The 26378-nt window shown below is 48.1% G+C and carries 27 protein-coding genes, 1 tRNA gene and 1 pseudogene; 6 read left to right on the forward strand and 23 right to left on the reverse strand.

What is annotated here, in order from left to right; genetic code table 11:
• Nucleotides 1-56: 56 nt before the first annotated feature.
• The gene (locus BZJ17_RS11085) at nucleotides 57-320 is read right to left on the reverse strand and encodes a hypothetical protein (RefSeq protein WP_077640756.1); all 264 of its coding nucleotides are present in this window, start codon (nucleotides 318-320) and stop codon (nucleotides 57-59) included.
• On the opposite strand from BZJ17_RS11085, the pseudogene BZJ17_RS11090 reads away from it, so the two are divergent.
• Nucleotides 314-532 (forward strand): annotated as a pseudogene (locus tag BZJ17_RS11090) (IS110 family transposase); the annotation flags it as partial. The gene BZJ17_RS11085 and the pseudogene BZJ17_RS11090 sit on opposite strands and share 7 nt — an antisense overlap.
• 166 nt (nucleotides 533-698) lie before the next feature.
• On the opposite strand, the gene BZJ17_RS11095 reads toward BZJ17_RS11090, so the two are convergent.
• The 15 genes from BZJ17_RS11095 to BZJ17_RS11165 form a co-directional block, all read right to left on the reverse strand.
• Nucleotides 699-1220, reverse strand: a complete 522-nt coding sequence (locus tag BZJ17_RS11095) for a GrpB family protein (protein ID WP_077640757.1) — start codon at nucleotides 1218-1220, stop codon at nucleotides 699-701.
• A gap of 167 nt (nucleotides 1221-1387) precedes the next feature.
• Nucleotides 1388-2332: a D-2-hydroxyacid dehydrogenase family protein gene (locus BZJ17_RS11100; protein ID WP_077640758.1), complete on the reverse strand. Its 945-nt coding sequence runs from the start codon at nucleotides 2330-2332 to the stop codon at nucleotides 1388-1390.
• A gap of 141 nt (nucleotides 2333-2473) precedes the next feature.
• Nucleotides 2474-2983, reverse strand: coding sequence for a hypothetical protein (locus tag BZJ17_RS11105; RefSeq protein WP_077640759.1), 510 nt, complete (start codon nucleotides 2981-2983; stop codon nucleotides 2474-2476).
• A 131-nt stretch (nucleotides 2984-3114) separates the two neighbouring features.
• Nucleotides 3115-3483, reverse strand: coding sequence for a VOC family protein (locus BZJ17_RS11110; protein ID WP_077640760.1), 369 nt, complete (start codon nucleotides 3481-3483; stop codon nucleotides 3115-3117).
• A gap of 175 nt (nucleotides 3484-3658) precedes the next feature.
• Nucleotides 3659-3898, reverse strand: coding sequence for a hypothetical protein (locus BZJ17_RS17470; RefSeq protein ID WP_077640775.1), 240 nt, complete (start codon nucleotides 3896-3898; stop codon nucleotides 3659-3661).
• A 157-nt stretch (nucleotides 3899-4055) separates the two neighbouring features.
• Nucleotides 4056-4574, reverse strand: coding sequence for a hypothetical protein (locus tag BZJ17_RS11120; RefSeq protein WP_077640761.1), 519 nt, complete (start codon nucleotides 4572-4574; stop codon nucleotides 4056-4058).
• Nucleotides 4575-4645: 71 nt separating this feature from the next.
• Complete coding sequence (locus BZJ17_RS11125; protein ID WP_077640762.1) at nucleotides 4646-5242, reverse strand: DJ-1/PfpI family protein; 597 nt, start codon at nucleotides 5240-5242, stop codon at nucleotides 4646-4648.
• 138 nt (nucleotides 5243-5380) lie between these two features.
• The gene (locus BZJ17_RS11130; protein ID WP_077640763.1) at nucleotides 5381-6277 is read right to left on the reverse strand and encodes a hypothetical protein; all 897 of its coding nucleotides are present in this window, start codon (nucleotides 6275-6277) and stop codon (nucleotides 5381-5383) included.
• Nucleotides 6278-6353: 76 nt separating this feature from the next.
• Entirely contained in the window at nucleotides 6354-6755 is a 402-nt protein-coding gene (locus tag BZJ17_RS11135; RefSeq protein ID WP_077640764.1) for an HIT family protein, read from the reverse strand.
• A gap of 467 nt (nucleotides 6756-7222) precedes the next feature.
• Nucleotides 7223-7313: transfer RNA gene (locus BZJ17_RS11140), tRNA-Ser, on the reverse strand.
• 139 nt (nucleotides 7314-7452) lie between these two features.
• Nucleotides 7453-8655 (reverse strand): enoyl-ACP reductase FabV, encoded by a 1203-nt coding sequence (gene fabV, locus BZJ17_RS11145; RefSeq protein ID WP_077455154.1) that lies wholly within the window; start codon nucleotides 8653-8655, stop codon nucleotides 7453-7455.
• A gap of 167 nt (nucleotides 8656-8822) precedes the next feature.
• Entirely contained in the window at nucleotides 8823-9047 is a 225-nt protein-coding gene (locus BZJ17_RS11150) for a hypothetical protein (RefSeq protein WP_077640765.1), read from the reverse strand.
• A 216-nt stretch (nucleotides 9048-9263) separates the two neighbouring features.
• Nucleotides 9264-11564, reverse strand: a complete 2301-nt coding sequence (locus tag BZJ17_RS11155) for an acyl-CoA dehydrogenase (RefSeq protein ID WP_077640766.1) — start codon at nucleotides 11562-11564, stop codon at nucleotides 9264-9266.
• A 192-nt stretch (nucleotides 11565-11756) separates the two neighbouring features.
• Nucleotides 11757-12428 (reverse strand): TetR/AcrR family transcriptional regulator, encoded by a 672-nt coding sequence (locus BZJ17_RS11160; RefSeq protein ID WP_077640767.1) that lies wholly within the window; start codon nucleotides 12426-12428, stop codon nucleotides 11757-11759.
• Nucleotides 12429-13340: 912 nt separating this feature from the next.
• Nucleotides 13341-14180, reverse strand: coding sequence for an SDR family oxidoreductase (locus BZJ17_RS11165; RefSeq protein ID WP_157893184.1), 840 nt, complete (start codon nucleotides 14178-14180; stop codon nucleotides 13341-13343).
• A 322-nt stretch (nucleotides 14181-14502) separates the two neighbouring features.
• Between BZJ17_RS11165 and BZJ17_RS11170 the strand changes: the two genes are divergently transcribed.
• Complete coding sequence (locus tag BZJ17_RS11170) at nucleotides 14503-15357, forward strand: MurR/RpiR family transcriptional regulator (RefSeq protein ID WP_069588909.1); 855 nt, start codon at nucleotides 14503-14505, stop codon at nucleotides 15355-15357.
• A 178-nt stretch (nucleotides 15358-15535) separates the two neighbouring features.
• Nucleotides 15536-16981 (forward strand): pyruvate kinase, encoded by a 1446-nt coding sequence (pyk, locus tag BZJ17_RS11175; RefSeq protein ID WP_077480431.1) that lies wholly within the window; start codon nucleotides 15536-15538, stop codon nucleotides 16979-16981.
• A gap of 56 nt (nucleotides 16982-17037) precedes the next feature.
• On the opposite strand, the gene BZJ17_RS11180 is transcribed toward pyk, so the two are convergent.
• A complete protein-coding gene (locus BZJ17_RS11180) occupies nucleotides 17038-17652 on the reverse strand; it encodes a GNAT family N-acetyltransferase (RefSeq protein ID WP_077640769.1) in 615 nt (204 codons plus the stop codon).
• 34 nt (nucleotides 17653-17686) lie between these two features.
• Here BZJ17_RS11180 and BZJ17_RS11185 point away from each other — a divergent pair, with 34 nt between their 5' ends.
• On the forward strand, nucleotides 17687-18157 hold the full coding sequence (locus BZJ17_RS11185) for a methylated-DNA--[protein]-cysteine S-methyltransferase (RefSeq protein WP_241836791.1): 471 nt from the start codon (nucleotides 17687-17689) through the stop codon (nucleotides 18155-18157).
• A 15-nt stretch (nucleotides 18158-18172) separates the two neighbouring features.
• Here the strand turns inward: BZJ17_RS11185 and tyrR are convergent, their stop codons facing one another.
• The 6 genes from tyrR to pspA all read right to left on the reverse strand — a co-directional run bounded on the left by tyrR (nucleotide 18173) and on the right by pspA (nucleotide 23881).
• Nucleotides 18173-19714, reverse strand: coding sequence for a transcriptional regulator TyrR (tyrR, locus tag BZJ17_RS11190; protein ID WP_069588901.1), 1542 nt, complete (start codon nucleotides 19712-19714; stop codon nucleotides 18173-18175).
• Nucleotides 19715-20054: 340 nt separating this feature from the next.
• Nucleotides 20055-21077, reverse strand: coding sequence for a TIGR01620 family protein (locus BZJ17_RS11195; RefSeq protein ID WP_077640771.1), 1023 nt, complete (start codon nucleotides 21075-21077; stop codon nucleotides 20055-20057).
• Between the two features lie 11 nt (nucleotides 21078-21088).
• On the reverse strand, nucleotides 21089-22480 hold the full coding sequence (locus tag BZJ17_RS11200) for a YcjX family protein (protein WP_077640772.1): 1392 nt from the start codon (nucleotides 22478-22480) through the stop codon (nucleotides 21089-21091).
• 95 nt (nucleotides 22481-22575) lie between these two features.
• On the reverse strand, nucleotides 22576-22968 hold the full coding sequence (gene pspC, locus BZJ17_RS11205; RefSeq protein ID WP_069588895.1) for an envelope stress response membrane protein PspC: 393 nt from the start codon (nucleotides 22966-22968) through the stop codon (nucleotides 22576-22578).
• Complete coding sequence (gene pspB / locus BZJ17_RS11210) at nucleotides 22965-23195, reverse strand: envelope stress response membrane protein PspB (protein WP_069588893.1); 231 nt, start codon at nucleotides 23193-23195, stop codon at nucleotides 22965-22967. Before pspB ends, pspC begins: the two co-directional genes overlap by 4 nt.
• A 20-nt stretch (nucleotides 23196-23215) precedes the next feature.
• Nucleotides 23216-23881, reverse strand: a complete 666-nt coding sequence (pspA, locus tag BZJ17_RS11215; protein ID WP_069588891.1) for a phage shock protein PspA — start codon at nucleotides 23879-23881, stop codon at nucleotides 23216-23218.
• Between the two features lie 214 nt (nucleotides 23882-24095).
• Between pspA and pspF the strand changes: the two genes are divergently transcribed.
• Both pspF and BZJ17_RS11225 read left to right on the forward strand, forming a co-directional pair.
• On the forward strand, nucleotides 24096-25109 hold the full coding sequence (pspF, locus tag BZJ17_RS11220; RefSeq protein ID WP_077640773.1) for a phage shock protein operon transcriptional activator: 1014 nt from the start codon (nucleotides 24096-24098) through the stop codon (nucleotides 25107-25109).
• Between the two features lie 99 nt (nucleotides 25110-25208).
• Nucleotides 25209-26378 (forward strand): ABC transporter substrate-binding protein (locus tag BZJ17_RS11225; RefSeq protein ID WP_241836792.1); only part of this gene is annotated, 1170 nt, incomplete at its 3' end.

Consider the following 26378-nt stretch of genomic DNA (forward strand, 5'->3'; position numbering starts at 1 on the left):
GCGCAGCAATTTGAGTGATAGGTTTGCCAGTCCGATGCTGCTGTTTGTCAAACATATTAAAGTAGCCCCGCAATACCATTGGGGTAAAATGGTACTCTATTGCTTTTGATTTCATCTTCTGAAAACCATTTAACTACAAAACTTTCACCGTTAGTTTCCACACCTATTATTTCTTGCTTGTGATATAGATCCTCATCTTCAAGCTTTGCCTCGTAAACAAAGACGATTTCATGGCCTTTTTGATTATCAAAAGTGAAAATGTTCTCAGTAACACCAAGTAAAGATAGATCGTATATAAAAAGGAGAAGACTCGATGACATTTTATAATCCACAGCACGTTTATTACTGCGACATCGATCTGCATGCGCGCATTCTTTACGTCTGTATCATTGATTCTGCGGGTAACACCGTGGTTAATAAGAAAGTTGACACCAACCCTGACGCACTCTTAGACATTCTTGCGCCCTTTCAAGACCACATTGTTGTCGGCGTCGAGTGTATGCATTGCTGGTATTGGGTGAGTGACCTTTGTCGCGATAGACGGCAGTAAGAGACCTTCTATATGTGTTTGCCGTAAGCAATGACTTAATGGCGGAAAGGACAGAACGAAGTAGACGACTTTGCTGTTCGAGAGCATTGGCTGCTGGCGCATGCAAAAAAATGCTATTGCCTATTGACCGGAGAAGGCCTCATATGTGTTACGCAAACTTCCACGTGAGAGCCTTAGCCTCATGCTCTTTAATAAAGCTATCTTTATGGCGGCAATATACATCTATGTCATTGTTGCAGATTGCTGCACCCGTTTTCTTTAACACACCATACTCATCGGCTACTTCAGGAAAAGCAATAAGATACTCTTTAAAAGCAATGTGTCTTTGCGCTTCATGTGAACCTGTTAGAAAGGCGTGGACTTGATGAGTTCGTTGAACCCCACCTTTTTGAAAGTAGCGCCTACCCGGGATACCAAACTCACCTTTAGCGAGATAACCCAACGATTCCATCAGGTAGCTTTGCTCATCCAGCTCACTGAGACATTTAACTTCAAGCAGAATATCTATAATTGGTTTCGCACATAAACCTTCAACTGAAGTGCTACCGATGTGATGAACTCCCACCACATTTTCTTTGCTTAACGCATTACAGATTAGCGCTTTTTCTCGATTAAAATCATCAGCCCACGACGACTGAAAATCTACGACTTCAATTTTCCTTAAACTCACGTCTATCTCCATTTGCCTGAGGCTAGCCTAAGGGGCTGGCAACGCATAACAACCAAACCCAAACACAACAACTGTAATACGGTGGTTCAATGGGACTGGAAACACCATGCGTTGACAGAAGCTGCTTAAGTTTATTGTTATAATAACGGTTTCCTCGATGCTGATGTTTATGCCTTACCCCGCTCGAAAGCTAAAATATTCTCGAATGCTATTTTGAAGTAAAGCTCATAGCTGTTTTGCTCTACATACCCTAAATGTGGGGTAGCCGTTACGTTAGGTAACGATAATAAAGGTTCGCTATCAAGCGATGCTGGTTCATTGTCAAATACATCAACGGCAGCTCGCTTAGTTGGGGTCGCCACCAGTTCGTTGTATAACGCAGAGGTCGCGACAAGCTCTGAGCGACTAATATTTACAAATAAAGAGTCAGGCTTCATTAAGCTTAAGTCCTGAGCTGTTACACACGCCCTAGTTACCTCATTCAAACGTAAGTGAAGTGATACAATATCCGAACCAGAGAAAAATGCTTCCTTTGACGCAGCGGCCTCAAAGTCGTGTTCAATTGCAAGATTTCTTGATTGCGCACTCCCCCAAACAACCACTGACATTTCAAATGCTTTTGCATATTGAGCAATTCGTTGTCCAATTTTTCCGTAGCCCCAAATACCAAGCTTCAAGCCCTTTAGAGTACGACCTAAACCAAGCACTCCAGAGTTTTGCCATTTATCATTTTGGAGATTAGCTGAATAAGTTGGTACGTGGCGACTTGCCGCCATAATCAGTGCCCAAGCTAATTCCGAAGGAGCAACAGGAGAGCCACGCCCCTCAAATACCTTTACTCCATATTTTTCGCATAAGCGGACATCAATATGATTGCTAACTTTACCTGTTTGACTGATGACTTTAAGGTTAGGTAACTGTGCAAGCAGTGACTCTGTAATGGCTGTACGTTCTCGTATTAAAACAAGACACTCTGTGTGCTTTAGCTTAGCGACCAACTCCGACTCAGGAAATGTTTCGTTCAAAATAGACACATCGTGATGTGATAGTAATTCGAAACAATCTAACGTTCTCACCACATCCTGATAGTCATCTAAAACTGTTACGTTCACGAAAATCTCCCTGTTGTTATAATGCCGCGTTGGTAGTCAGCAGCGCTTACACCTGACCTAAACCATTACACCTTAACCACAAAATTCAATCTAAGCTGAGAATGACACGCGTTGCGAATCACTCTTAAACAGTTTGTATTGTTATGTTCGTAACTTTTGTAGTCCTCGAATCGCCCTGTTAGTCGACTCTACCAAGTCAGCCCGTTTCAATTTTTCTCGAATTGCCAATGCTTCTATGAACTGTTGCTCTGCCAGTTTATAGTTGCCAACCTCAACGTTCAATTTACCCAAATGCTGCAAGCTAAAGCTCAAAGAAAGCTCACAAGCAAAGTCCTGGCTTTTTAAGAATGCTTTTTCAGCGCCAATCATGTCATCTGAATATTGCAGAGCTATACCCGAAGTATGGGTTGACCAGAACTTGTTCTTAACGCTAGACGTTGAATTATGCACTTTGGAAGCCATCCGATAAGCTAACCTACAAAGCCCAATGATTCGTAAACAATCGGCGATCAAGATTAGCTGCCATTCTAGCTTCTCTTTTTTGTTGGAAAGCTTGAATACGAGGGCTTTATACAGCCTTACAACAAGTTTTTGAAAAACGCCAAAAGTTACCCTGTCCCTTTGATATTCCACCATGTCCTCCAAGAACATAACGTCAAACTAAGGTGTGAACAACGCTAACCACCTACCTAAAGCATTGTGCCATAAACACTAAAATTGCTTGAAGTGAGAGCGCTGCACATTGTGAATCACCCTTAAATTTTATTGTTAGGGCGCAGAACCTATTGGTATACGCTGACTTCGATTAAATTCTTATCAAGATCCAAAAAATATACCGATTGGATTGAACCAACAGCTCCTGATTTTTCTACGGGACCCTCAATGATCTTGACATTTTCTTTGACCAAATGCTCTATCACTGACGCCAATGACCAATCAGTAATTAAGCAAACATCACCTGAACCCACCTTGGCTATATTTCGCGGTTCTTGACCCAGAAGCTGAAAGTTAATTTTCTGATTTCCAAACGTTACAGCTTTCCGACCGTTGGCAAAAGTGACTTCATCCATGCACAAAACCCGTTTGTAAAAATCTACTGATTTTTCTATGTCGGAAACTGTAAGGACAATATGATCTATGTGACTAATCATAATTTTACTCCTTGCGCCCTAACGCCAAATTAAGGTGTGAACAACGCTAACCACCTACCTAAAGCATTGTGCCATAAACACTAAACTTGCTTGAAGTGAGAGCGATTAGCGTTGTGAATCACCCTTAAATTTTATTGTTAGTTGTGAAACTTACCACCTGCCGAGATCTACAACCTTAATCTAGGTAGTCTGGTGTATGTAAGTTTGTACCGCAGACTTTGCACTTGTAATCACCTGAATGCTCACCTTCCATTAACGCATTCGCTATTGCTGCAAATAAGCCAGAAAAGAAACTCTTAACTTCTTTTCCCGTAGCTTCATTAGATTTAGAGAAGCTTTCATACTTATGAAGTGTCACCTTTTTGCAATTACAACAGAACGCTTTGGTCTCTTCAGCGCCGTATATTTGAACCAACTTGATTATCTCCAACAACCTAATTTTTCACCTAGCAACTACGCCTTGCTAACAAGCGACAACGCGATGCCACTTAACTTAAATATTGTGCCATAAACACAGAGTTGAAATTGCGACTTAAGTCGCCAAGCGTTAGGAGTCTTTGTTAAGCAGTTTGTTATATTTTTTCACGCACTAAGTTAGCTACATCAACTGCAGCGCCACCTGATTTGAAACTACGACCTAGATCGTATGCCATGTTCTCTAATGGCGCATTGTCATAGCCGTGTTCATTGATTTCTTGAACGTACCGCTTCAAAAAGCCTTCTCCACCTAGCTGCTCCCATTGAATTGTGTGCATGAGTTCGTGAATATGAATTTCTAAGTTTTCTTGATGCTGGGGTTTCATAAAGTACATGTATTTGTAGGTGATTGCCCCACAATCCATATCAAGAAAATCACCTAAACCAATATGGCATAGTTCGGGAATGTCAGGCTTCGGGATTACATCCGTTACAACAAACTTGCATTTAGCTAAGTATTCTGGAGAGTAGTAGCCTAAGAAAACATCTGAAAACTTACTGCAGCATTGAGCTTCAATTTCGTATTTAGAAACGATGCTATCAATCCACTTATCAAACTGCTTGATTGGCATATTACCCCCGTAAAATATAACGCCTACAATAAGTTGTGCCATGTTGAACTAACCAAGCGCACCGGACTCTCTACCAAAAATACCGAGTGTAATGCATCACCTTGATTGTTTTGTTAAACACATGATTTTTCGATGAATCCCATGCCTTCTTTAATACGATCTAAGTTAGCCGTTGATGTGAGCTTTTCTACAACAGTGAAAGCAACATCCATCGCGGCTGAAGGACTTCTTGAAGTGATTATGTTTTTGTCGATAACAACGGGTTGCTGGATGATGTTTACACCCATTTCTTTCATTTGAGCCTGACGTTTTTCGCTTAAATGGTAAGTTGTGCCATTACGACCATTAAGAACACCACTTTTAGCAATTGGTAATGCTCCGACACAAACAGAAGCGATTATCTTACCTTGTGAATCAAAGTCGCGGATTAACGAAAGTAACCTTTCATCGTATGCATCTTCATAAAACCCAGAACGACTCATGCCGCCAGGAATAGCAAGTGCATCAAAATCATCGATGTCTATTTCACTTACTTGAAATTCAGGTTCAACCGTGAAATTCCATGCGCATTTTACCTTTGGACGTAAACCAACCGTCACAAGTTCAATTGGTTCTAAACCATAGGTTGTCGTCCAACCAAGAGCATCAGTGAATACACTTGCTTCGTATTCTTCCAAGCCCTGACATAGAAAGAGAATAACCTTTTTCACTGAAACTTCCTTAAATGTGTTTAACGCCCCAATCACGCGCCCAAATTGTTGGGTGCTTTTTGGTGATACACTGACGCGAAGCGGCAATCACCCAAAGCCGTGCGACGACTTGGGTCGCCTTGAATTGATTTGTCAGTTTCATTTTTTAAGAACAAGACATTGATATTGCGCTATTCTATTTAAATCCGCCGTATATTGCGGAAACTCAGATTGTAACAAGCATAGAGCATCAGCAAATGTGATTTGATGCAAATTTGACGTGTAATCAAAGATTAAGCAATTTATACGTGATTCAAACAACTCTATACCCGGCTCAGCCTTGCATTGCCCCCACATGACTTGATCGATTTCATCTTCGGGGTCTTCCAAAGGACTATTGGCCTGAACATATAAGTTTGACAGCATTGCTTCATACAGCGATGTTAATAACTGATCTTTGCAACGTAATAGCCAAGCCAAAGTGATCAAGTTGTGTCCAAAGAAACCAAACTGCTCAATACAAGATGATAATACATCTGAGAGACTGGCCTTTACTGGCACTGGTTTCGAGTTAACGTTATCTATATTTGAAAACGTAGACGTAACGAACTCTGTAAAACGATTAAGAAAGGCTGGGATCTGATGTTCATTCAATTGCCTATAGACACTATTCATTGCAAGCAATATCGTCACATTGTGGGATAAGTATTCATTGGCAGATGCTGCTTTGGTGGCAAAGTGGCGAAAAATCTCATCAAAACCTTTGTTTTGATACCACTGAAAAGTAGCTTGATAAGCTGCGGGATAAATACCACGATTCAGTATTCTTTGAATACGAAAGTCTTGTAATGCTGGTGCTTGAACAGATTCCTCATATGTAGGCTGTACCAAAACTGAATCATTAGCCATCAAAATAGACGTATGAGAAAAAAATTTGTCATTTTCACCAAAACGTTTAGCAAGGAAATTTGCTGATAAAAATGCTTTCAACGCATGAGGTTGATGAATTATTGCCCCACTATGTAAGGCTTGTTCTAACAATTCCAAATTTTTCATATATCTTCCATGAAACTAACGCCCGCAATCACACGCTTGTCGCGTGAATTGCTTTGTTAGCATACTTCTTCAATGCTCATAGTTCTTTAAGTGATTCTCTTAGTTTATCCATAGTTTGAATTCCAAGTTCACTACTAACCCAACCGTACTGATCGCCATAGAATCTAGGAAAAATATGCAAATGGTAGTGGTCGAGCTCGTTGAAATGAGGGGCCTCTCCATTGTTTTGCATAAAGCCTATACCATCGGGATTGAACTTAGCTTCTATACGTTTATATAAATCTCTTGCAACGTCGGTGATCTCTAAAAACACAGACTCAGGCAGGTCAATGAAAGTACGGTATTGAGTCTTAGGGCAAATTAAAATGTGTCCAAAGTTGATTGGGTCATGGTCCGCAAAAGCTATAACTTGGTCAGATTCGTAAACGATGACCGAGTCAATTTCACGATTAACAATTTGTTCGACTATCGTAGTCATCTGAGCGCCTATCAAAGTATGCTAACATTGTATTAGTGCCCGCGCTCGATTTTCCCAAACCGTTATACGCGATTTTTTTCATCTAACTGATTATAATTAAACACATTTTTAATCCTTGAAGCAATCGCCTTATCTGCGAAAGTGTGCATACTTTCATCTCGGCTCAGGAATTCACACTCCCCAATACTCAAAACTGACCCACAACTCGTTACCACGCAGGAGCGTGGGAACGAGGAATTTGCAGGTACGACAAGCCCAATGGATTTGCTTTAACGTCCACGCTACCGCCCTTCGGTTGGCGGCATCCAAAAGACCATGTGCGGGAGATATTTAAGGGACGTAGACTACCAGAGCATGAGAAAGGTGTTTAGACAGAGGCGTCTAAAATGTTGGCAATGTCAGGATTTGCATGATTGCGGGGCAGAAAACGAAAAAAGCCGCTGATTTCTCAGCGGCTTTTCGGTATGTGGCGGAGGGATAGGGATTTGAACCCTAGAAGGGCTATTAACCCTTGCCGGTTTTCAAGACCGGTGCTTTCAACCGCTCAGCCATCCCTCCGGAACGCGGCGTATAATATGGGTTTCCCGTTGGCTTGTAAAGTACAAAACTAACATTCGCGGTGCGTTTGGTCAGCTTTCAGCCAATAAAAAAGAGGCCAGCGTTAGACTGGCCTCTTTGGTGTGTTTTTTAAACCGTTTTAGATGTTTTCGACATCAAATTCAACCACGGGGCTGATGTCTGCCTCGTAGTCTACGCCTTCAACACCAAAACCAAACAGTTTTAGGAATTCAGCTTTGTATTCTTTGTAGTCAGTCAGCTCACTGAGGTTATCAGTGGTGATTTGTGGCCACAAGTCACGGCAGTGCTGCTGAATATCGTCACGCAGTTCCCAGTCATCTAAACGCAGACGGTTTTCGCTGTCTACCTCTGGGGCGCTGTTATCGTCTTTATAGAGGCGTTGGGTGAACATGCGATGGATTTGCTCCATGCAACCTTCATGGACGCCCTCTTGACGCATTTTTTTGAATACCATGGCGATATATAGCGGCATAACTGGAATAGCCGAGCTCGCTTGGGTGACCACGCTTTTCAATACGGCGACGTTGGCACTACCGCCTTTTGCCGAGAGCGTATTGTTCAGTGCTTTTGCGGCGCGATCGAGGTCCATTTTCGCTTTACCCAGCGCACCTTCCCAGTAGATAGGCCAAGTGAGCTCGGTACCGATATAGCTGTACGCGACGGTTTTGCAGCCTTCGGCCAATACACCAGCGTCGTTCAGTGCGTTAATCCAAAGCTCCCAGTCTTCACCGCCCATCACGGTGACGGTATCTTGAATTTCTTGCTCGGTAGCCGGCTCGACACTGGCTTCGATGATTTCATCTTTGTTGGTGTCAACGGCGGTTGAGGTATAGGTCTCACCGATTGGTTTGAGTGATGAGCGCACCAGCTCACCGCTGTCAGGCAGCTTGCGCACTGGCGAGGCCAGCGAATAGACAACCATATCGATTTGCCCCAAATCTTGTTTGATCAAATCAATGGTTTTTTGCTTAGCTTCATGCGAGAACGCATCGCCGTTCAGGCTTTTGGAATACAGGCCTTCTTGCTTGGCAAACTTGTCGAATGCGGCAGAGTTGTACCAGCCAGCGGTGCCAGGCTTTTTCTCGGTGCCTGGTTTTTCAAAGAACACACCAATGGTTGCCGCACCGCCACCGAAGGCAGCCGCAATGCGTGAGGACAAGCCATAACCGCTGGATGCCCCTACCACCAAGACACGCTTTGGCGCATTGGCAATCGGGCCTTGCGCTTTGGTGTAGTCAATTTGTTCTTTTACATTGGCTTCACAGCCGATCGGATGGGTGGTCGTACAGATAAATCCGCGAATTTTAGGTTTGATGATCATATTCAACGTCCCTCACAAAATTGAGGCTAAGGATAATTACTAACGCCGACCTATGCATCCCCTTTTGCGGAAAAATGACGAAAATATCCAGTGGTTGGAGGTGTTGCAGACAAGATTAGTGGACGAGATCGCGATCAGCGCCACCGAAATGGCGCAAAGACGCACTCTTAACGACGACGGTTAAGCGGCCAATACATAAACCAAGAGGCATAAGGGTTCGGCGAAATGAATTTATCATTGTCTTGCGCGTTTTCTTTATTGCCACTTTGCTCCCACGCATTCGAGAAGATGTGTTGGCCCCAGTTAAACGCAATGTTACCGGTTAAGCCAAATTTAGGGCGTGTTGGGGTTGAGCTAGCGTCTGTATCTCGTGGTTGATGGATTTTACTCACAGTGACTTACCTCTTTAGTTCGATACGCTTGATCGATGTTGGCGTCTTGCCATCACGACACTGCAAAAGAACATAATAAGTAAAAAAGAGCAGACTTGCATCATTTATGTGACATTAATCACACTGGTTGGTGCAGTCATAGTAAGCCGCTGTCTCATAAAAAAGCGCCTGCCGAAGCAAGCGCTTTTTGTCGTCATGGTGCGGTTCTCTTTGCAGTTAAGCCGCTTTGTTTGGGTTCGGCTTTTTAATCGCACCACCTTCTAGCTGGCTAGATGCAAACCATTCCGCTTTAAAATCATCAACTTGAACCGCATATGCACGTAGCGCATCAGCCTCAAGCAGTTTCTCTCGTGCTTGCGCGGTAATGATGTTTTGATCCACGGCCTGCTGTGAGCGATCAGCCAAGCTGGCTTTCCCGTCGATTTGCTTCGCTTTGGCGGCTTTGATCAACGCCTTGTCGGTATCGCGTGATTCCCACATGGCTACAAAGGCACGCTCCATCACGGCAACAGGATCTTCAGGCTTGTCACCCACATAGCAAATGTGTGTCCAGCGATCGCGATCCGCGCTCGGTGTCATCAGCTGCTCTGCAATTTGGTTAAGCAATTTATCCGATGGCATTTTGTAGTGCATGCCCAACGGGAAGAGAAGTACACGTAAGCTGCGACCCACACCGTTACGTGGGAAGTTATTAAATGCGCCATCAAAGGCTTTTGCACACTGAGCTAAACAGTATTGCAGCGCATAGTGCACCATTGGCAAATCGGCACGCGGACGTCCTTCATCTTCAAAGCGCTTCAGTACTGCAGAAGCCATATAAAGATGACTTAACACATCACCCAAACGGGCTGAGAGCATTTCACGGCGTTTCAGCTCACCGCCGAGGGCCAACATGGCAACATCGGTGGTCACAGCCAATGCTCGGCTCATTCGTGTCAGATGACGGTAGTATTTCGCCGTTTCGCCACTCACTGGCGCGCGATTGGTCAGGGAGCCGGTTAGCGCGTTAACCAAGCCCAACACACTGTTTTTACTCGCGTGACCGATGTGCTTAAACAGCAGCTTATCGAACGCTTGCGCACCAGCTTCTTGGTCAGGGTTCGCCGCCGCTTCCATTTCTTTGAGTACATATGGGTGACAACGGGTCGCCCCTTGGCCAAAGATCATCAGGTTACGGGTCAAAATGTTGGCCCCTTCTACCGTGATCGCGACCGGAATCCCAAAGTAGTGATGGCCAATATAGTTAAGTGGTCCCAATTGGATTGCACGCCCAGCATGGATATCCATGGCATCGTTTAAGATGGTGCGCGCCAGCTCTGTCATGTGGTATTTCGAGATCGCGGTGATAATCGCTGGCTTCTCACCTTTGTCGAGCGCTGTAGTGGTCAACGTGCGGGTCGATTCTAGCAAATAAGTCAATCCGCCCATCCGCCCTAATGCTTCGGCGACTCCTTCAAAGCGACCAATATGCATCCCGAACTGTTTACGTACATAGCTGTATGCACCCGTGGTTCGGCTAGCCAAATGGCCCACTGCCGTACCCAACGCCGGTAAGGAGATGCCGCGCCCTGCTGATAAGCATTCCACCAGCATCCGCCAGCCGCGGCCGACATAATCTTTGCCCCCGATCACCCAATCGATAGGGATAAAGACATCTTCGCCCTTAGTAGTACCGTTCATAAACGCCATGTTGAGCGGGTTATGGCGATCACCAATTTCAACGCCGGGATGATCCGCAGGCACCAGCGCACAGGTGATCCCAAGCTCTTTTTTCTCGCCGAGCATGCCGTCAGGATCGTCCAGTTTAAATGCCAGACCAACCACAGTGGCCACCGGTGCGAGAGTAATGTAACGCTTGTTCCAGCTTAAGCGAATACCCAGCACTTCTTTGCCCTCGTATTCGCCCATGCACACCACACCACGGTCAGGAATGCTTCCCGCATCCGAACCGGCTTCTGGGCCTGTCAAGCCAAAACATGGCACTTCACGGCCATCCGCTAAGCGAGGCAACCAATAATCACGCTGTTCTTGGGTACCATAGTGAGTCAGTAGTTCACCCGGCCCCAAAGAGTTTGGCACCATCACGGTCACTGCTGCACTTAAACTACGAGTGGCAATACGCGATACAATGGTCGAGTTGGCAAGCGCCGAAAACGCGAGGCCGCCGTATTCTTTGGGGATGATCAGTGAAAAGAAGCGCTCTTTTTTGAGGTATTCCCACACTTCTTCCGGCAGATCTTTTTGCTCTTGAACGATTTTAAAGTCGTCGAGCATCGCCAGCAGCGTTTCCAGCTGGTTATCGATAAAGGCTTGCTCATCTGCGGTTAACGATGGCTTGCCGAACTGGTGTAGGGTTTGCCAATCTGGCGAGCCGGAGAACAACTCGCCGTCCCACCATACGCTACCGGCTTCCATCGCCTCACGCTCGGTCGCTGATAGCGGCGGCAGTACCTTTTTGAAGAAAGAAAACGCTTTATCACTAATCAGTGATCGACGCATTGACGTTTGAGAGCTCATGATTCAGGTCCTTTTGTTGATCATGGTTGCACTCTTTTTGGTGTTATTGTGCGACCAGAACGGGTTTTCACTTGGCACTTAGGGTGCCGCTTACGGGTTGTTACAACAGCGCGATGCACGGCTTAAATCCCATCGCTCTTTGACTGTCCCTTGCGCTTATTTTTTCGCCATCAGCCCAAAGGTAATCGTGCGTTACTCTGCGGCAAATGCCACGATGTTATCTTGCGACGCTTGTCTTGGTTTGGCGTTCATCCCTGCAGCTAGATACGGAATAAGTCGGTCAACGATCGCTTCTGAATCTAACGTGCGTCCAAAATCGTTTTCGGCGATGTCGCGCAATGCCTCACTCGACGCCATGGTGAAAATCGCCGCGCCCAAGGTGAAATGTAAGTGCCAAAAAACCGCTTCTGACGTGAGATCTGGATTGGCTTTGCGTACCGCTTGGTTAAACAATGAGAGCACATGCTCATAGCGGGTGGTAATAAACCAACGCAGGTGCCCTTGTACATCGCTGTACCCACGTCCAATCAGCTGCATAAATGTCGCGGCGCCATGTGGGCGATACTTATCAAGAGCAAGCACAGGTTGTTTTGCACAGGCAAACACTTGTTCCATCGTACAATTGGGTTCACTGAGCAGCGCTTGCAGTTGCTCTCCGAGCGCGGGCATAAACGCCTCGAGATAACGGCTTAATACCGCCCGAACCAGTGATTTTTTATCCCCAAAATGGTAGTTCACCGACGCGAGGTTAACGCCCGCTTTGCCGGTAATCGTTCGAAGTGAGGTTTCCTTAAACCCATGCTCGGCGAAGAGTTGCTCCGCGGCATCCAGAATTTTTGCTTTGGTTTCGCCTCGTCCTGCCATTTTCATTCACCTGTATTAAACGCTTGTTTAACTTTATAACGCAATGTTGGGTTTAACAAGATAGAAACACGCCATCATCACATGAGTAACATCACATTCCTGAATATCGAGCGATAGGTTCAACGGTGTTATGAGCAAGACGCGTGGTAGGCACTGTTCCGAGCGACACTCGGTCATGTATTTGGGCGACTTACCGTGGCGAAAGGAGTCACTCGACACCGAGTAGCACAAGGCAACGAATCGATAGCGTATGGTGATTGGTAAAAAATAGGATGGTGATTTCTGCCGCCAATCCCCGCTATGACACTGAATGTCGGGGGCAAAAGATCAACGTCAATATGCAACGAGGAGAAAAAGGCGATTTTTTGTGCAAAATTGGGAACCCTTTCGCATTAATGGCGGTCACACTCTGTGCCACTGCTTTTTCTAGAAGACTTTTCTTCTACGCCCACTCGCTCGTTGCTTGTGGGCTTTTTTATGTGCGTGCACTCAATCAGCGCCGCATCAACATGCTAACTCGCCACGCTAAGTCGGTGACGAGACAAAAGAAATATTGCCATTCACCTCCTCTAATGCACAATTTTTGTGAGAAAAATCACGAATTAATCGCGTATTAATAAATAATTGCCAGTTTTTCTCAACCTAAGGAACTTCTTCAATTTCGCCCAGTCCTAATGGGTGCATCGGTAAGAAATGCCTTATCTCCCTCAGCGATTGAGGGCGCATGATTTCTCTTTCTTTCCGACCTGCTGCTGCTTTTTCTACTCACTTTAGAGTTTGTTTGTCTCTACCTTTATTTTTTGCCCACCTTGTGTGGGCTTTTCTTTTTTTAACGGCACTAACCGCTTTTGATCTTTGCTTATTTATCTTGGGCTTATTTATCTTGGGCGCACTTATCTTCGCTCACCGTGTTTAATCAGGGCTAACAGCACCATTGGCAATCATTTGATAGGKCGAGCCATATCGCAACGTCAAGCCAAGGGCCTTTAACGTTTCTGAAGCATCAATCCATTTACCATCCCCCGCACTGACGGTAAATTGCGGCGGCGTTAGGCCCATTTCCCGTGCGGCCCACGGATAATACGTCGCTTTGGGAGGATGAAGCTCTGCACACAGGTGAAAGGTGTGTCCCCATTGTTGCTGATGAACAATTGCGGCAATGGTGCTAATTACATCCGCCCGGTGCACCAAATTGACCGGCTCATTGGCACCCGCCAAGTCGCTCCGCCCTGCCAATGTTTTCGACGGATGACGGTCTCCACCAATCAATCCGGCTAGACGCAGCACCGTCGAGGTATTACCGTAATGAGCGCGAAGGTGCGCTTCAATCGCGTGGTGAGCTTTTCCAGATGCAGTCTGTGGTGCCGGCATCGAGTGTTCTGTCACCTGCCCTTTCAAATCACCATACACAGAGGTGGTGCTAATAAAGAGGACATGCTTAACCTCGGCGGCAAACAATGTGTCGATAAATGCGGTCATGGCTGCTTGATAGGCATTGAAGTCTGCGTTCCGCCGTCCGGCAGCAATGTTGATTACGACGATATCGCAGCCAAGTAAGGATGCCGCGGAGGTGTAATCGGGTTTCATCACATCAAACGGCACCACGTCGCACCCAAGCGTCTCGCTGAGCGCCCGTGCATCAGCCGCATCACGCTTTGTCCCTACAACATGATGGCCCGCAGCCAGTAACTGTTTGGCCAAAGACGTGCCTAACCAACCACAGCCACAAATACCTATTTTAAAACCCGTCACAGTCACTCCTTTTGTTACGTAATTATTTTTCAATGTAATGGATAACAGCGCCGTTATTTCGCCTATTTTGGTCTATTATTTATTTCACGCTGTAAATATATTCCGTGATCCTGAAAGGAAATAACCAAAAGCGTGAATGGCGACAAAGTTTTCATGCTCGAATGGTCATAATAATGTCATTAGCAGGCGCGAGAAGATAGACTAAATGCCACGAAACGGTAGTCAAAAACCGTGTTGATATACGTAGTTAACATCGAATTTGGATCGTGGATAACGTCACGATTGTTTTACATTCTGGTCACGAACTTAAGCGGTAACTCGAATGAATACTCTGGAAAAAATACAAAAAAATCTCGAAAACTTCAGCAAATCTGAAAGAAAAGTTGCTGAGGTGATTGTTGCCTCGCCACAAACTGCGATCCACTCTAGCATTGCCACACTGGCTAAGATGGCGGATGTGAGTGAGCCAACCGTGAACCGCTTCTGTCGCCGACTCGACACCAAGGGTTTTCCTGATTTTAAATTGCACCTTGCGCAAAGCCTCGCGAACGGGACACCCTACGTCAATCGTAACGTAGAAGAAAACGATGGTGCTGACGCTTATACCGCTAAAATTTTTGAATCCACCATGGCCTGCTTGGATGTCGCGAAAAACAGTATCGATACCCACCAAATTAATCGCGCGGTGGATTTACTGACCCAAGCCAAAAAGATCGCCTTTTTTGGCCTCGGTGCTTCGGCGTCAGTTGCGCATGACGCACAAAACAAATTTTTCCGCTTTAACATCCCCATTGTTTGCTTCAACGACATCGTAATGCAGCGTATGAGCTGTATTAACTGTAACGATGGGGACGTCGTGGTGGTGATCTCGCACACTGGCCGCACCAAAAGCTTGGTCGATGTGGCGAACTTAGCGCGTGAAAACGGCGCGACGGTTATCGGCATTACCCAGCGTGACTCACCGCTGGATAAAGTGTGTTCACACACCATTCAGCTTGATGTCCCGGAAGATACCGACGTCTATATGCCCATGGCGAGTCGCGTCGTGCAAATGACCGTCATTGATGTGCTAGCGACTGGCTTCACGCTTCGCCGCGGTCCCGGGTTTAGAGAAAACTTGAAACGTGTGAAAGACGCGATTCGCGATTCACGCTTTCACAAAGAGTCGTTGACTTAATACGCAGGAGTGCCCACGGCACTCCTTTTTTGTGTCACACGATCGACGCTTTCCCTGCGCTACACTGGATGCAATGTGCTTGGTTGCACGTTGAGCTTCATGATGTTTTTGCTGTTGCACCTCACTATCCAGGTCTATGCGCGGTCTGGGCGTAGCCCAATGAAAACAGGAGTTAAACATGTCTGCAAAACTGAGAAGAACCAAGATAGTTACAACACTCGGCCCTGCCACTGATAAAGATGATGTGTTAGAAGCAGTGATTAAGGCAGGCGCAAACGTGGTTCGCCTCAACTTTTCTCACGGCAGTGCAGAAGATCATATTAAGCGTGCCGAACAGGTACGAGCCATTGCGGCCAAATTAGGTCGTCATGTTGGTATTTTAGGCGACCTACAAGGGCCGAAAATCCGTGTATCGACCTTTAAGGACGGAGCAATCCAACTGGCCGTTGGTGATAAATTTACTCTAGACGGTGACTTATCACCGGGTATGGGTGATCAAGATGCAGTCGGCCTCGACTACAAAGCGCTCCCTCAGGATGTGACCAATGGCGATATCCTGTTGCTTGATGATGGCCGAGTTCAACTCAAAGTGTTGGCGGTAGACGGCGCGAAAGTGCATACCGAAGTGACGGTCGGTGGCAAGCTGTCGAACAACAAGGGCATCAATAAAAAAGGTGGCGGTCTATCGGCGCCGGCATTGACTGAAAAAGATAAACAAGACATTCATACTGCCGCCAAAATTGGCGTGGATTACTTAGCAATTTCATTCCCGCGCAACGGTCAAGATATGAATTACGCGCGTACCTTGGCCCGCGACGCAGGCCTTGAGGCGCGATTGGTCGCCAAAGTTGAGCGTGCTGAAACCGTGGCAAGCGAAGCCAGCATTGATGACATCATCGAAGCATCAGATGTGGTGATGGTGGCACGTGGCGATCTCGGCGTTGAAATTGGCGACCCTGAATTGGTAGGGGTCCAAAAGCAATTGATTCGCCGCGCCCGTAGCATGAACCGTTTGGTGATCACAGCAACTCAGATGATGGAGTCGATGATTTCGGCGCCAATGCCAACTCGCGCGGAAGTCATGGATGTGGCGAACGCCGTCCTCGACGGAACAGATGCCGTCATGCTTTCTGCAGAAACCGCGGCGGGACAATACCCCGTAGAAACCGTTCGATCTATGGCCGAAGTCTGTATGGGGGCGGAAAAAATGCCGTCCGTCAATGTGTCGAATCACCGCCTGGATCGTCAATTTGATAGCCAAGAAGAGACGGTTTCGATGGCGACCATGTATGCGGCGAACCATATGAAAGGGGTGAAAGCCATGGTCTCGTTGACCGAGTCGGGCCGAACCGCCTTAATGATGTCGCGTATTTCGTCAGGTAAACCTATCTTCGCGCTCTCACGTCACGAGCACACACTCAATCGTGCCGCGCTGTATCGGGGGGTCACACCGGTGTACTTTGATAGTGATAGCGGAGCCGGCCTGCAAGTTGCCGAGCGCGCGCTGCAAACCCTCAAAGAAGGTGGCTTCTTGGATGAAGGGGATCAGGTCATTATGACCCAAGGTGACCAAATGGAAGTGATCGGCTCAACCAACACGATGCGTGTTCTGACCGTGAAATAATTGAGGCTATCAGCCATGACCAAGGGCGCTGCGGCGCCCTTTTTCGTCACCAACCGTTAGCCAAGAGAGGTCGCGTTTTGCGTGCTCTCAGGACGAGGTAGCTGCCAACGCGGATTAATGTGGGCCATTAAGATATGATCTTCCCAGTGTCCGTTAATCAGCAAATAATCGCGCGCACGCCCTTCGCGCTCAAACCCAACCGCTTCTAACACCTTGGCGCTTTTTTCATTTTTCGGCATATAAGAGGCGCAGACGCGATGCATATTCACGTTATCAAACAGCCATTGGTTGGTGGCTGATAACGCGCGCCGCATAATTCCCTGCCCTTGAGCGAGCTCATCTAATGAGTAACCCACAGTGCATGAGTAAGACGGATACTGCATCATGCTGGTGTAAGAGATCACGCCTAACACCTGCGGTGAGGTTGGCTTTGCGATTAAAAAGTAATAAGCCAGCTGGTGTTTTTGCAGCTCCATCAATTGCAATACGCGGCGTTTCCAGCCCTGCTCGGTATAAAAACCATCGGTGCGTGTCGGCTCCCACGGGGTCAAGAACGTGCGATTACGTTGGAAGTATTGAACAATACGCGTCACGTCTTCGTGACAGATCGCATCAATCCGTAAATCATCGACAATGATACGCGGGAAACGGCTTATACTGGGATCAGACATTCTGTGGTTCCGAACGATTATGTTTTTTGACTGCATGACAACACCGCTAGGGCAAATCAGCTTATTAGCGGACGAACACGGACTAAGACAGCTGACCTTGTCGGTGTATCACCCCTTTGAGCCCAGTCGTGAGTGGCAACATGACCCAAGAGCACTCCACCGCTACAAAACGCAGCTGTTCGAGTACCTCTCAGGCCAACGGACTGAATTTTCACTGCCCTTGTGCCCGGAAGGCAGCCCGTTTCAATGTCGTTTGTGGCAGCAAATACAGCAGATCCCCTACGGTGATACCTGCACCTACCGAGAATTAGCTGCTGCACTGGGTGAGCCACATATGCTCAGTGCTGTATCGATGGCCTGCAACATGAATCCGATTCCTATCATCATCCCTTGCCATCGTGTCCTTAACGAGCACCACCAAGTGGGTGATTACCGTTATGGCGCCTTGCTCAAACACGCCTTATTGGCACTTGAGCAAGGCGAGCCCCTAGAGGGGCCCGCTTAGTGCGCGTCGAGTTGACTACTTTTTGCCAATCCCGTAGTCACGCAGCTTATTCGCAATCGCGGTATGCGACACGTCCAAGCGTTTGGCGAGTTTTCGGGTCGACGGATAACTCCGATAGAGATTATTTAAGATCCCTGATTCATATCGCTTCATGATTTCATCCAGCGAACCATCCAGAGACTCTTCACTGATGAATTGGGTATTTTCGATCTCCGGTAACTGAACGTCGTCGATCGTCATCACTTCTGCGTCAATTTGGGTCATGGCATGAAGCAAAATATTGCGAAGCTGGCGAATATTACCCGGCCACGCATAGTGGGTTAGGTAATCAGCCAGCGCGTTATCAATTCGTGGCTTAGATTGGCCTAAATCGGCGGCAAACTGTTTGATAAATAGTTCAGCCAAAGGCATGACGTCCGCGGTACGCTCACGCAAAGGAGGCACGGTCAACGACAAGACATTAAGCCGATAGAACAAGTCTTCACGGAATTGCTGCGCCGCGACCAGTTCAGGCAGATTCTTTTGTGTCGAGCAAATCACGCGCACATCAACGTGCATTTCACGCTCTTCGCCAACGCGACGGAAGGTGCCATCTTGCATAAAACGCAATAGTTTTACTTGCAGATGACGGCTCATTTCGCCCACTTCATACAAGAAAACCGTCCCGCCATCAGCTTGCTCAAGAATCCCTTTTTTGGCTGTGCCGCCATTTTCCGCCGCCGCCATACCAAATAATTCAGTTTCGGCGGCGTTATCTGGCATAGACACACAGTTGACCAATAAGAACGGCTTATCCGCACGCAGCGAATGGCGATGACAAGCCCGAGCGATCATCTCCTTGCCGGTACCCGTTTCACCTTGGATTAATAATGGCGCGTCGAGCATAGCAAGCTTTTTCGCTTGACTAATCAGCTGTTTAAACTTGTTAGATTGGCCTACCAAATGCTCAAAACCGTGATCGCTAGGAGTACGGAACACGGTTTGTGGCGTATTGTTCATTGCCACTTGCTTGAGCTGGACAACGGCGCTGACCAGCACGGGCTGATCACTCTCATCGTTAATGTGAACCGGCATCACTTCCATCAGAAAGTCGAGCCCGGCCATCACAACCATGCGGCAACTTTGGCTTGCTTCTTCTTTTTCTAACCAGTGGGAAAATTGAAAATCAGGGAACACACTGTTGGCGTGCTCGCCCACTAATTGATGCTCGCTTGAGCTAATCAAATCCAGTGCCGCTTTATTGGCCATATCGATATAACCATCGAGGTTAATCGAGAACACAGGATCAGTCAGACTTTCGAGCAGAGCGCGCAGTTCACGGTGCTCGCGTTCGGCAGGCAGAAACTGGATTTTACGCACATCGGTCACGCCTGAAATCAAACGGATTTCAGACATTAGTTGGCTAAAGGCTTCGAATTCAATTTCAGGGCAATTGAGGTAGATAATGCCGACTTGATCGATCTCGATACCACGCAGGTCGATTTCACGCCGTACCAAGATATCGAGTAGTTCGCGCGTTAGCCCGATTCTGTCTTCACAACAGACTTTCAGTCTCATAATGGATTCCTGTAACTTGACAGTGATACCCAATACCGGCTCGTCACATCGTTGGATGAGTGGGTTAAAAAAACGGCACTCATCAGTCAGTTAGGTAAGAGGTCAAACAGTTTATCTGTCGGAGCCGAATTAGCTGTCAGGATAAGTTGACACTGAAGCGGAGTTTGAGCGGGTTGGCGGAAACAGTCAAGCCCTGATGCAATTTTTGCCACCTGATATCACGTTTGTAGCACACTGTCCGTTTGGGTAAATTTTTGATTATAAAGTTGAATTACCTAACAGATCTGAGAGTCTGTCGCGCCCTTGGCATCGCGACGAGTTCGCGGCCAAGGGCGACCCATTACGACGCTGAGCGTTCAGCTTTACCCAAAAGCCGTTTAACTAACTCGCGACGAAGTTGTGACAAACTCGGAGCGGGCTGGCCATGCCAAGGCAGCGGACGCATTAAGGTCATGGTTTTAAGACCCAAGCGTGCCGTCAGCAGCCCAATCCCCAAGCCTTGCGCCACACGTCCGGAGACGCGACCGGCCATATTCACCGACAGGACATCAAATCCCACATCGGTCATCGCCTCACTGGCGCCTGCCAAAGCCATATTAGTTAGCACCATTTTTAGCAAGGTGAAGCGTGCTTTGACACCCAATTGAATACCGTAAATCTGCGCAATCCGTGTCATTAGATGCAAGTTGCGCCAGGCCACCAGCAACATATCGGCAATCGCAAGTGGGCTGACCGCCACCATAAGTGCCGCTTCTTGCGCGTATTTGGTCACTAATAACCGCGCGGCTTTATCTTGGTCGGTTAACACATTTTGCTCATACAGGGCCAACACTTCGCCATCGTTATGCGTGGCCGAGATTTGGCTTTGCCAGTGGGCAAACCCTGCAGTATGGGTTTGCTGTGTGCGCTCAGCCAGCGTCCGACAAAAGGTCTCTCCCTGCCCAACCGACTCAGAAGCCAGTAATTGCTCGGCATGTTGGCGGGTTTGCTCGCGCTGCACTAACTTACGCATGGCTCGCCATTCACGGCCCAGCACCGCAAGCCCAGTCGCGGCCACCGCCACCAATAAGCTTTGCCATGCTAAACTCAGCCAATCTTGCGACTGCCACGATTGGTACACACTCACACCGGACTGCACAACCGCCAAGAGTACGCCGAGTAACACCAAAAAAGGCCACACACGGCGACGCGTACGCGTAGGGGTCAGCGTCGTTTCCAGATCCGACTCGAGTGTCGACGTGGCTTCAGGCAAAAAGTCAGCCTGTGCATCAAATTCAGCACGGTGTTTCACATCATGAAAAGCACTCGCCTCATCATTATCGCCATGATGAGTGAACGTCTGCTTGGGTTTATATTGCGTCATCTCACCCTCTCTTATCGAAATTTATCGCCGAGCAAATAGTCGAGCGCTTTGTCCATGCGGATGTGTGGCAACGGCGCATCTAATGGCACATGAGGCGGCCTAAATGATGGAAAATCAAAGCCTTGATGTTGCCAAAAATCCGCATCGGGGAGTTGGTTTGGTACATCGCCCGGATACAGTGTCACCCCCGAGCCGTCGTCTAATTCGCCTTTCAGTGCAGCGTGTTGGGTGCCTTTAACATCAACGAAACCGGGCGTCGTTGCCGCCACGGATGCGACACTTTGGCAGCGCATCTCTATGCCTTCGAAAGCCGCTTGTTGCCATGCTTGGTGGACAATTTGTTGCAGTAAGCTGACCATATTCGGATGTTGTTCGGGCGTAACGTGATCGGCTTTGGTCGCCGCAAACAAGACTTTATCGATCCGCGGGGAGAATAGCCGTTTGAGCAATCCAGATTTACCATATTTAAAGCTCTGCATTAATTGCTCAACCGCCAAACGCATATCGTGAAAGGCATCCGGCCCCACATTGAGCGGCTGCAACGTATCGACCAAGATCACTTGGCGATCGATCTTAGCGAAATGCTCACGGTAGAACTGAGCGACCACGTGCTCACAATAATAGTCGTAACGTGCCTTGAGTAAGCCATAGTTAGTGTGCTTGTCCGCTTTGGCTTTGATATCGTCAGTTAATGCCCCCATCCAAGGGAAGAACTGCACGACCGGCGCGCCAGCTAATTCACCGGGTAACACGAACCGTCCCGGCTGAACCCAATGTAAGCCTCCATGCGCTTTGCAAGCATGCAAAAACTCAGTAAAGCTTGCCGCGACCTCTGCCAATTGTTTTTCATCTGCCGGCGCAAGCGGGTCCAGTTGAGCCGCTTTCGCTTGCCACACCTTGGCAAGTTCCGCGCGTTTCCCCGTTAACATACTGGACTGCTTTTGCGACCACTGGGGGTAACTTTGGCTCAGCAAGGGTAAGTCCAACAACCATTCGCCCGGATAATCGACAATATCGACATACAAGGTAGCCATGTCATTCAACGCGCGCATGGCGGCAGATTGAGGGCGATAGCGCACGGCCACTCTCACCTCACTCACATCTCGCGTTGGCGAGGGCCACGTCGGCGGTGTCATTTGCAGGGCATGCATGGCGTTTTCATAATCAAACGCGGGAAGATGCATGTGAGGGTGTGGCTCACGACGTGCGCCCAGCGCGCGCCCTTGCTGCACCAGTTGCAGTAACGGCAAGTTTGGCTGGGTGCCTAAATGGGTCAGCTGATTAATGAGTGAGGTAATAAACGCGGTTTTACCCGCGCGAGATAAACCGGTAACGGCGAGACGCACATGACGGTCAGCCCCGCGGCTTACCCACTGCTTTACGCGCCTTTTCACTGATGGCATCGGTTAGATTGACTCCTTTATGACCACGCTGTCCCGAGAGGAATCCGATGGGACAGCGTGAATAGGTTCTGTGTAGCTGTTAAGTCATAAACGCTTTACAGCTTTTTAAAGGCTTGGTCGACATTGAATGCCGAGGAGGTGACATAAGCTTCCATCTGGCCAACTTTTGCTTCCATCTCGCTAAACTCGCGATCGAGATCCGCAATCAGTTGGCTCGCCGGCTTTCCCGATTGCCACGCCTTTTGTTTCACTTGGTGTTCAGGCTGCGGTGTCGCATCGGGTTGTTCATCAGGCTGGGTCGGCTTTTTATCGAGGATCAACATCGCAGCGATATACGCGACAATCACAAAAAAGCCAAAACCAATCAGAAACGCAGAAACCGTCAAGATACGCACCAACCAGGTTTCCATGCCAAAGTAATTGGCAATGCCAGCGCACACACCGCCAATGCGTCCATTTTCCGGGTCACGATACAGGGTTTGACTCATGCGCGTTGCCTCCATTGGGGTGCTTCAGCATCGAGCAAACGCTCGAGGTTATCCACACGGGTCTGCAGCTTTTCAGCACGCTGCGCCAGTGATTGCAGCGTTTCATAATCTTGTCCACTCAAGCCTTGCCCAATTTGACGCTTACTACGATAGTGCAGCATCAGCCACAACGGGGCGACAAATAGCAAGAAAATCGCCAGTGGTATGCCTAAAAAGAATGATGACATGTTCGCTCCTATCGTGGTTGTTATTGCTTATCGTTCATTTTGGCTTTTAGTGCCGCCAATTCTTTTTCAATTTCATCTTGAGCTTGCAGATCGGCAAACTCATCTTCGAGTCGCTTGCCTTTGCCCATTTGATAGCTGTCTGCTTCCGCTTCTAGTTCGTCAATACGACGCTCATATTGTTCAAACTTTGCCATTGCCTCATCAGCACGGCCGCTTCCTAAGTGGCGACGCACGTCACGGCGATTTCCGGCGGTTTCACGTCGAATAGCCAGCGACTGCTGACGCGCGCGGGTATCCGTCAGTTTGGTCTCAAGTGCGGCGATTTCACCGCTCAGCTTATCGACACTTTCTTCGATTAAGCTTAACTCTTCTTCCAGCGCGACTTTGATATCATGCGCTTTTTGTTTTTCGATTAATGCTGCTCGCGCCAAATCTTCCCGATCTTTTTGCAGCGCCAAGGAGGCTTTATCTTGCCATTCTTGGAGCTGGCGATTGACGTTTTCAATCTTACGCGCCACTTCTTTTTTATCCGCGAGCGCTTTCGCGGACGATGTGCGTACTTCGACCAGCGTGTCTTCCATCTCTTGAATAATAAGACGGATCATTTTTTGTGGATCCTCTGCCTTGTCTAACAGCGAATTGACGTTAGCATTTACGATGTCAGCGAAACGAGAAAAAATACCCATCATAGACTCCTTAATGATGCACCAAAGCAGTAGATTACATGCTCATTGTGCCTGATTCGTCTGAGCGCCATCGCTCAGCCATAGTTTGCTAGCCAATGTATAATCAACTAACGTGCCAACTTTTTAATCTTTATATTTCAGACACTTAAAGTTTATTGCATCCTACCATCAAACGCGCCATGATGAATAAAACCACTATTTGGTAAAAATCGCCATGCGTGAACAAGACAATTTAATCGGAGAATCCGATCGCTTTTTAGCCGTGTTGGACCACGTCTCGCGGCTCGCGCCATTAAATCGTCCCGTGCTGATCCTTGGCGAGCGCGGTACCGGCAAGGAGCTGATTGCCCAACGCTTGCACTACTTATCACATCGCTGGTCTCAGCCCCTCGTCAGTTTAAATTGCGCCGCATTAAGTGAAGGTCTTATCGATTCTGAACTGTTTGGTCATGAAGCGGGCGCCTTCACGAGCGCCAAAGGGCGTCATGCGGGTCGCTTTGAGCGTGCCGAAGGTGGCACCTTATTTTTAGATGAAGTCGGCACCGCCCCCTTGGGCGTGCAAGAAAAGCTCCTTCGCGTGATTGAGTATGGCGAATATGAGCGTGTGGGAGGATCTCAGCCCAAGCAGGCGGACGTGCGCTTGATTTGTGCGACCAATGAAGACCTTCCTGCGATGGCAACGCGTGGGGACTTCCGGCCTGATCTGTTAGACCGCCTTGCGTTTGACGTTGTCCATCTACCGCCACTGCGTGAGCGGCGACAAGATATCTTATTACTCGCCGAGCATTTCGCTCTAAAAATGGCGGTCGAGTTAGGCTATAGCTACTTCGCCGGTTTTTCTGCCCAAGCCCAAGCACAGTTACTTGCCCACCCTTGGCCTGGCAATGTACGCGAGCTTAAAAACAGTGTGGAACGCGCCTTGTATCGTCACAATGATCCCGATACGCCGGTTGAATCTCTGTGTCTGGACCCGTTCACACCACCTTGGCGAGCCGAGATGATCTCGCCACGTCAAACCAATGCGGCGGCCGACAACCAAGGCGGGACGATCCCTGCGTTACCGGTAGATTTGCGGGAGTGGCAAAACGAGATGGAAAAGGCCATGCTGATGGCGGCGATGACACAGGCCAAATATCATCAAAGAAAAGCCGCGCAGTTACTCGGCCTCAGCTACCATCAACTCAGGGGGCTGTTACGGAAACACAATGTGGGCAACGACGAACAATGATGTAAGCCAATACGTACATCACTGGGAAAATGATACGTGACATTGCCCTTACTTTGCTTGGTGGTAAGGCCGTTTCGGTGGTAGATTACGGGGTTTACTTTGATAGCTGATTTCACTTGGTTTATGCGCGTTTTCATCCAATTTTTGATCCTTGGGGTCAGCGGCTTGATCCTCGCAGGCTGTGATGCCTCCACGGACCAACGTGCGGCCGACAATCGTGGCTTTGTTTTTTGTGGCCCGGGCCAGCCCACCACGTTTAACCCTCAACTGACCGACGGCGGCCTCACGGCCGATACCTTATCGAGCCAGCTTTACGATCGCCTTTTGCGTCTAAACCCTAAGACGTATCAGCCCGAACCCATGTTGGCGAAAAGCTGGGAAGTCAGCGAGGATGGTAAAACCTACACGTTCTCTCTGCGGCGGGGCGTTGCGTTTCATCGCAGTGTGCAGTTTACGCCGTCACGCTACCTCAATGCTGATGATGTGGTCTTTTCATTTCGCCGTCTCATCGACAACAATCACCCTTACCATCCTGTCTCCGGTGGCCAGTACCCTTGGTTTGATAGCATGGACTTCTCGGGGTTATTGAAAGACGTAAGAGCTTTGGACACTTATCGCGTTCAATTTACGCTCTCACGCCCTGATGTATCTTTTTTATCCACTTTGGCAACCAACTTTTCGGTGATCCTCTCGAAAGAGTATGCGGATCAACTTCTTACTGCTGGCACCCCAAAAAAGATAGATACCTATCCGGTCGGTACGGGCCCATTTGCACTGGCAGAGTTTCAACCACGCGAATTTATTCGCTTGCGTCGCCATTGGCAGTATTGGCAGGGCCCAGCACCCATGGAGCAGGTGGTATTTGACGTCTCAACGCGTGGCACAGGCACCTTAGCAAAAATGCTGACTGGTGAGTGCGATGTGCTCGCCTCGCCGGTTGCTAGTCAATTGCCTGTGGTCGTCGATGACAAGCGTTTTCATTTGTCATCTCAAACCGGCATGAACGTCGCCTTTATCTCCTTGAATACCCGTCATCCGGCCTTGTCTGAAGTGGAAGTCCGTCAAGCGATTAACCTTGCCATTGATCGCAATGCCCTGCTCAGCTCGGTGTATTACGGCACTGGCGCTCCGGCCACCAGTTTGCTGCCGCCCATGTCGTGGGCTTACGATCCCAACAGCCAAACCGAATACAACCCGAAATTGGCCGCCGCACTCCTTGCTAAAGCGGGCTATCGCCAAGGTTTTAGCGTTGATTTGACCGTGCCAATG

Origin of the sequence: Salinivibrio sp. IB574 (assembly GCF_001996205.1) — a bacterium.
In the GTDB taxonomy this organism is placed as follows: domain Bacteria; phylum Pseudomonadota; class Gammaproteobacteria; order Enterobacterales; family Vibrionaceae; genus Salinivibrio; species Salinivibrio proteolyticus.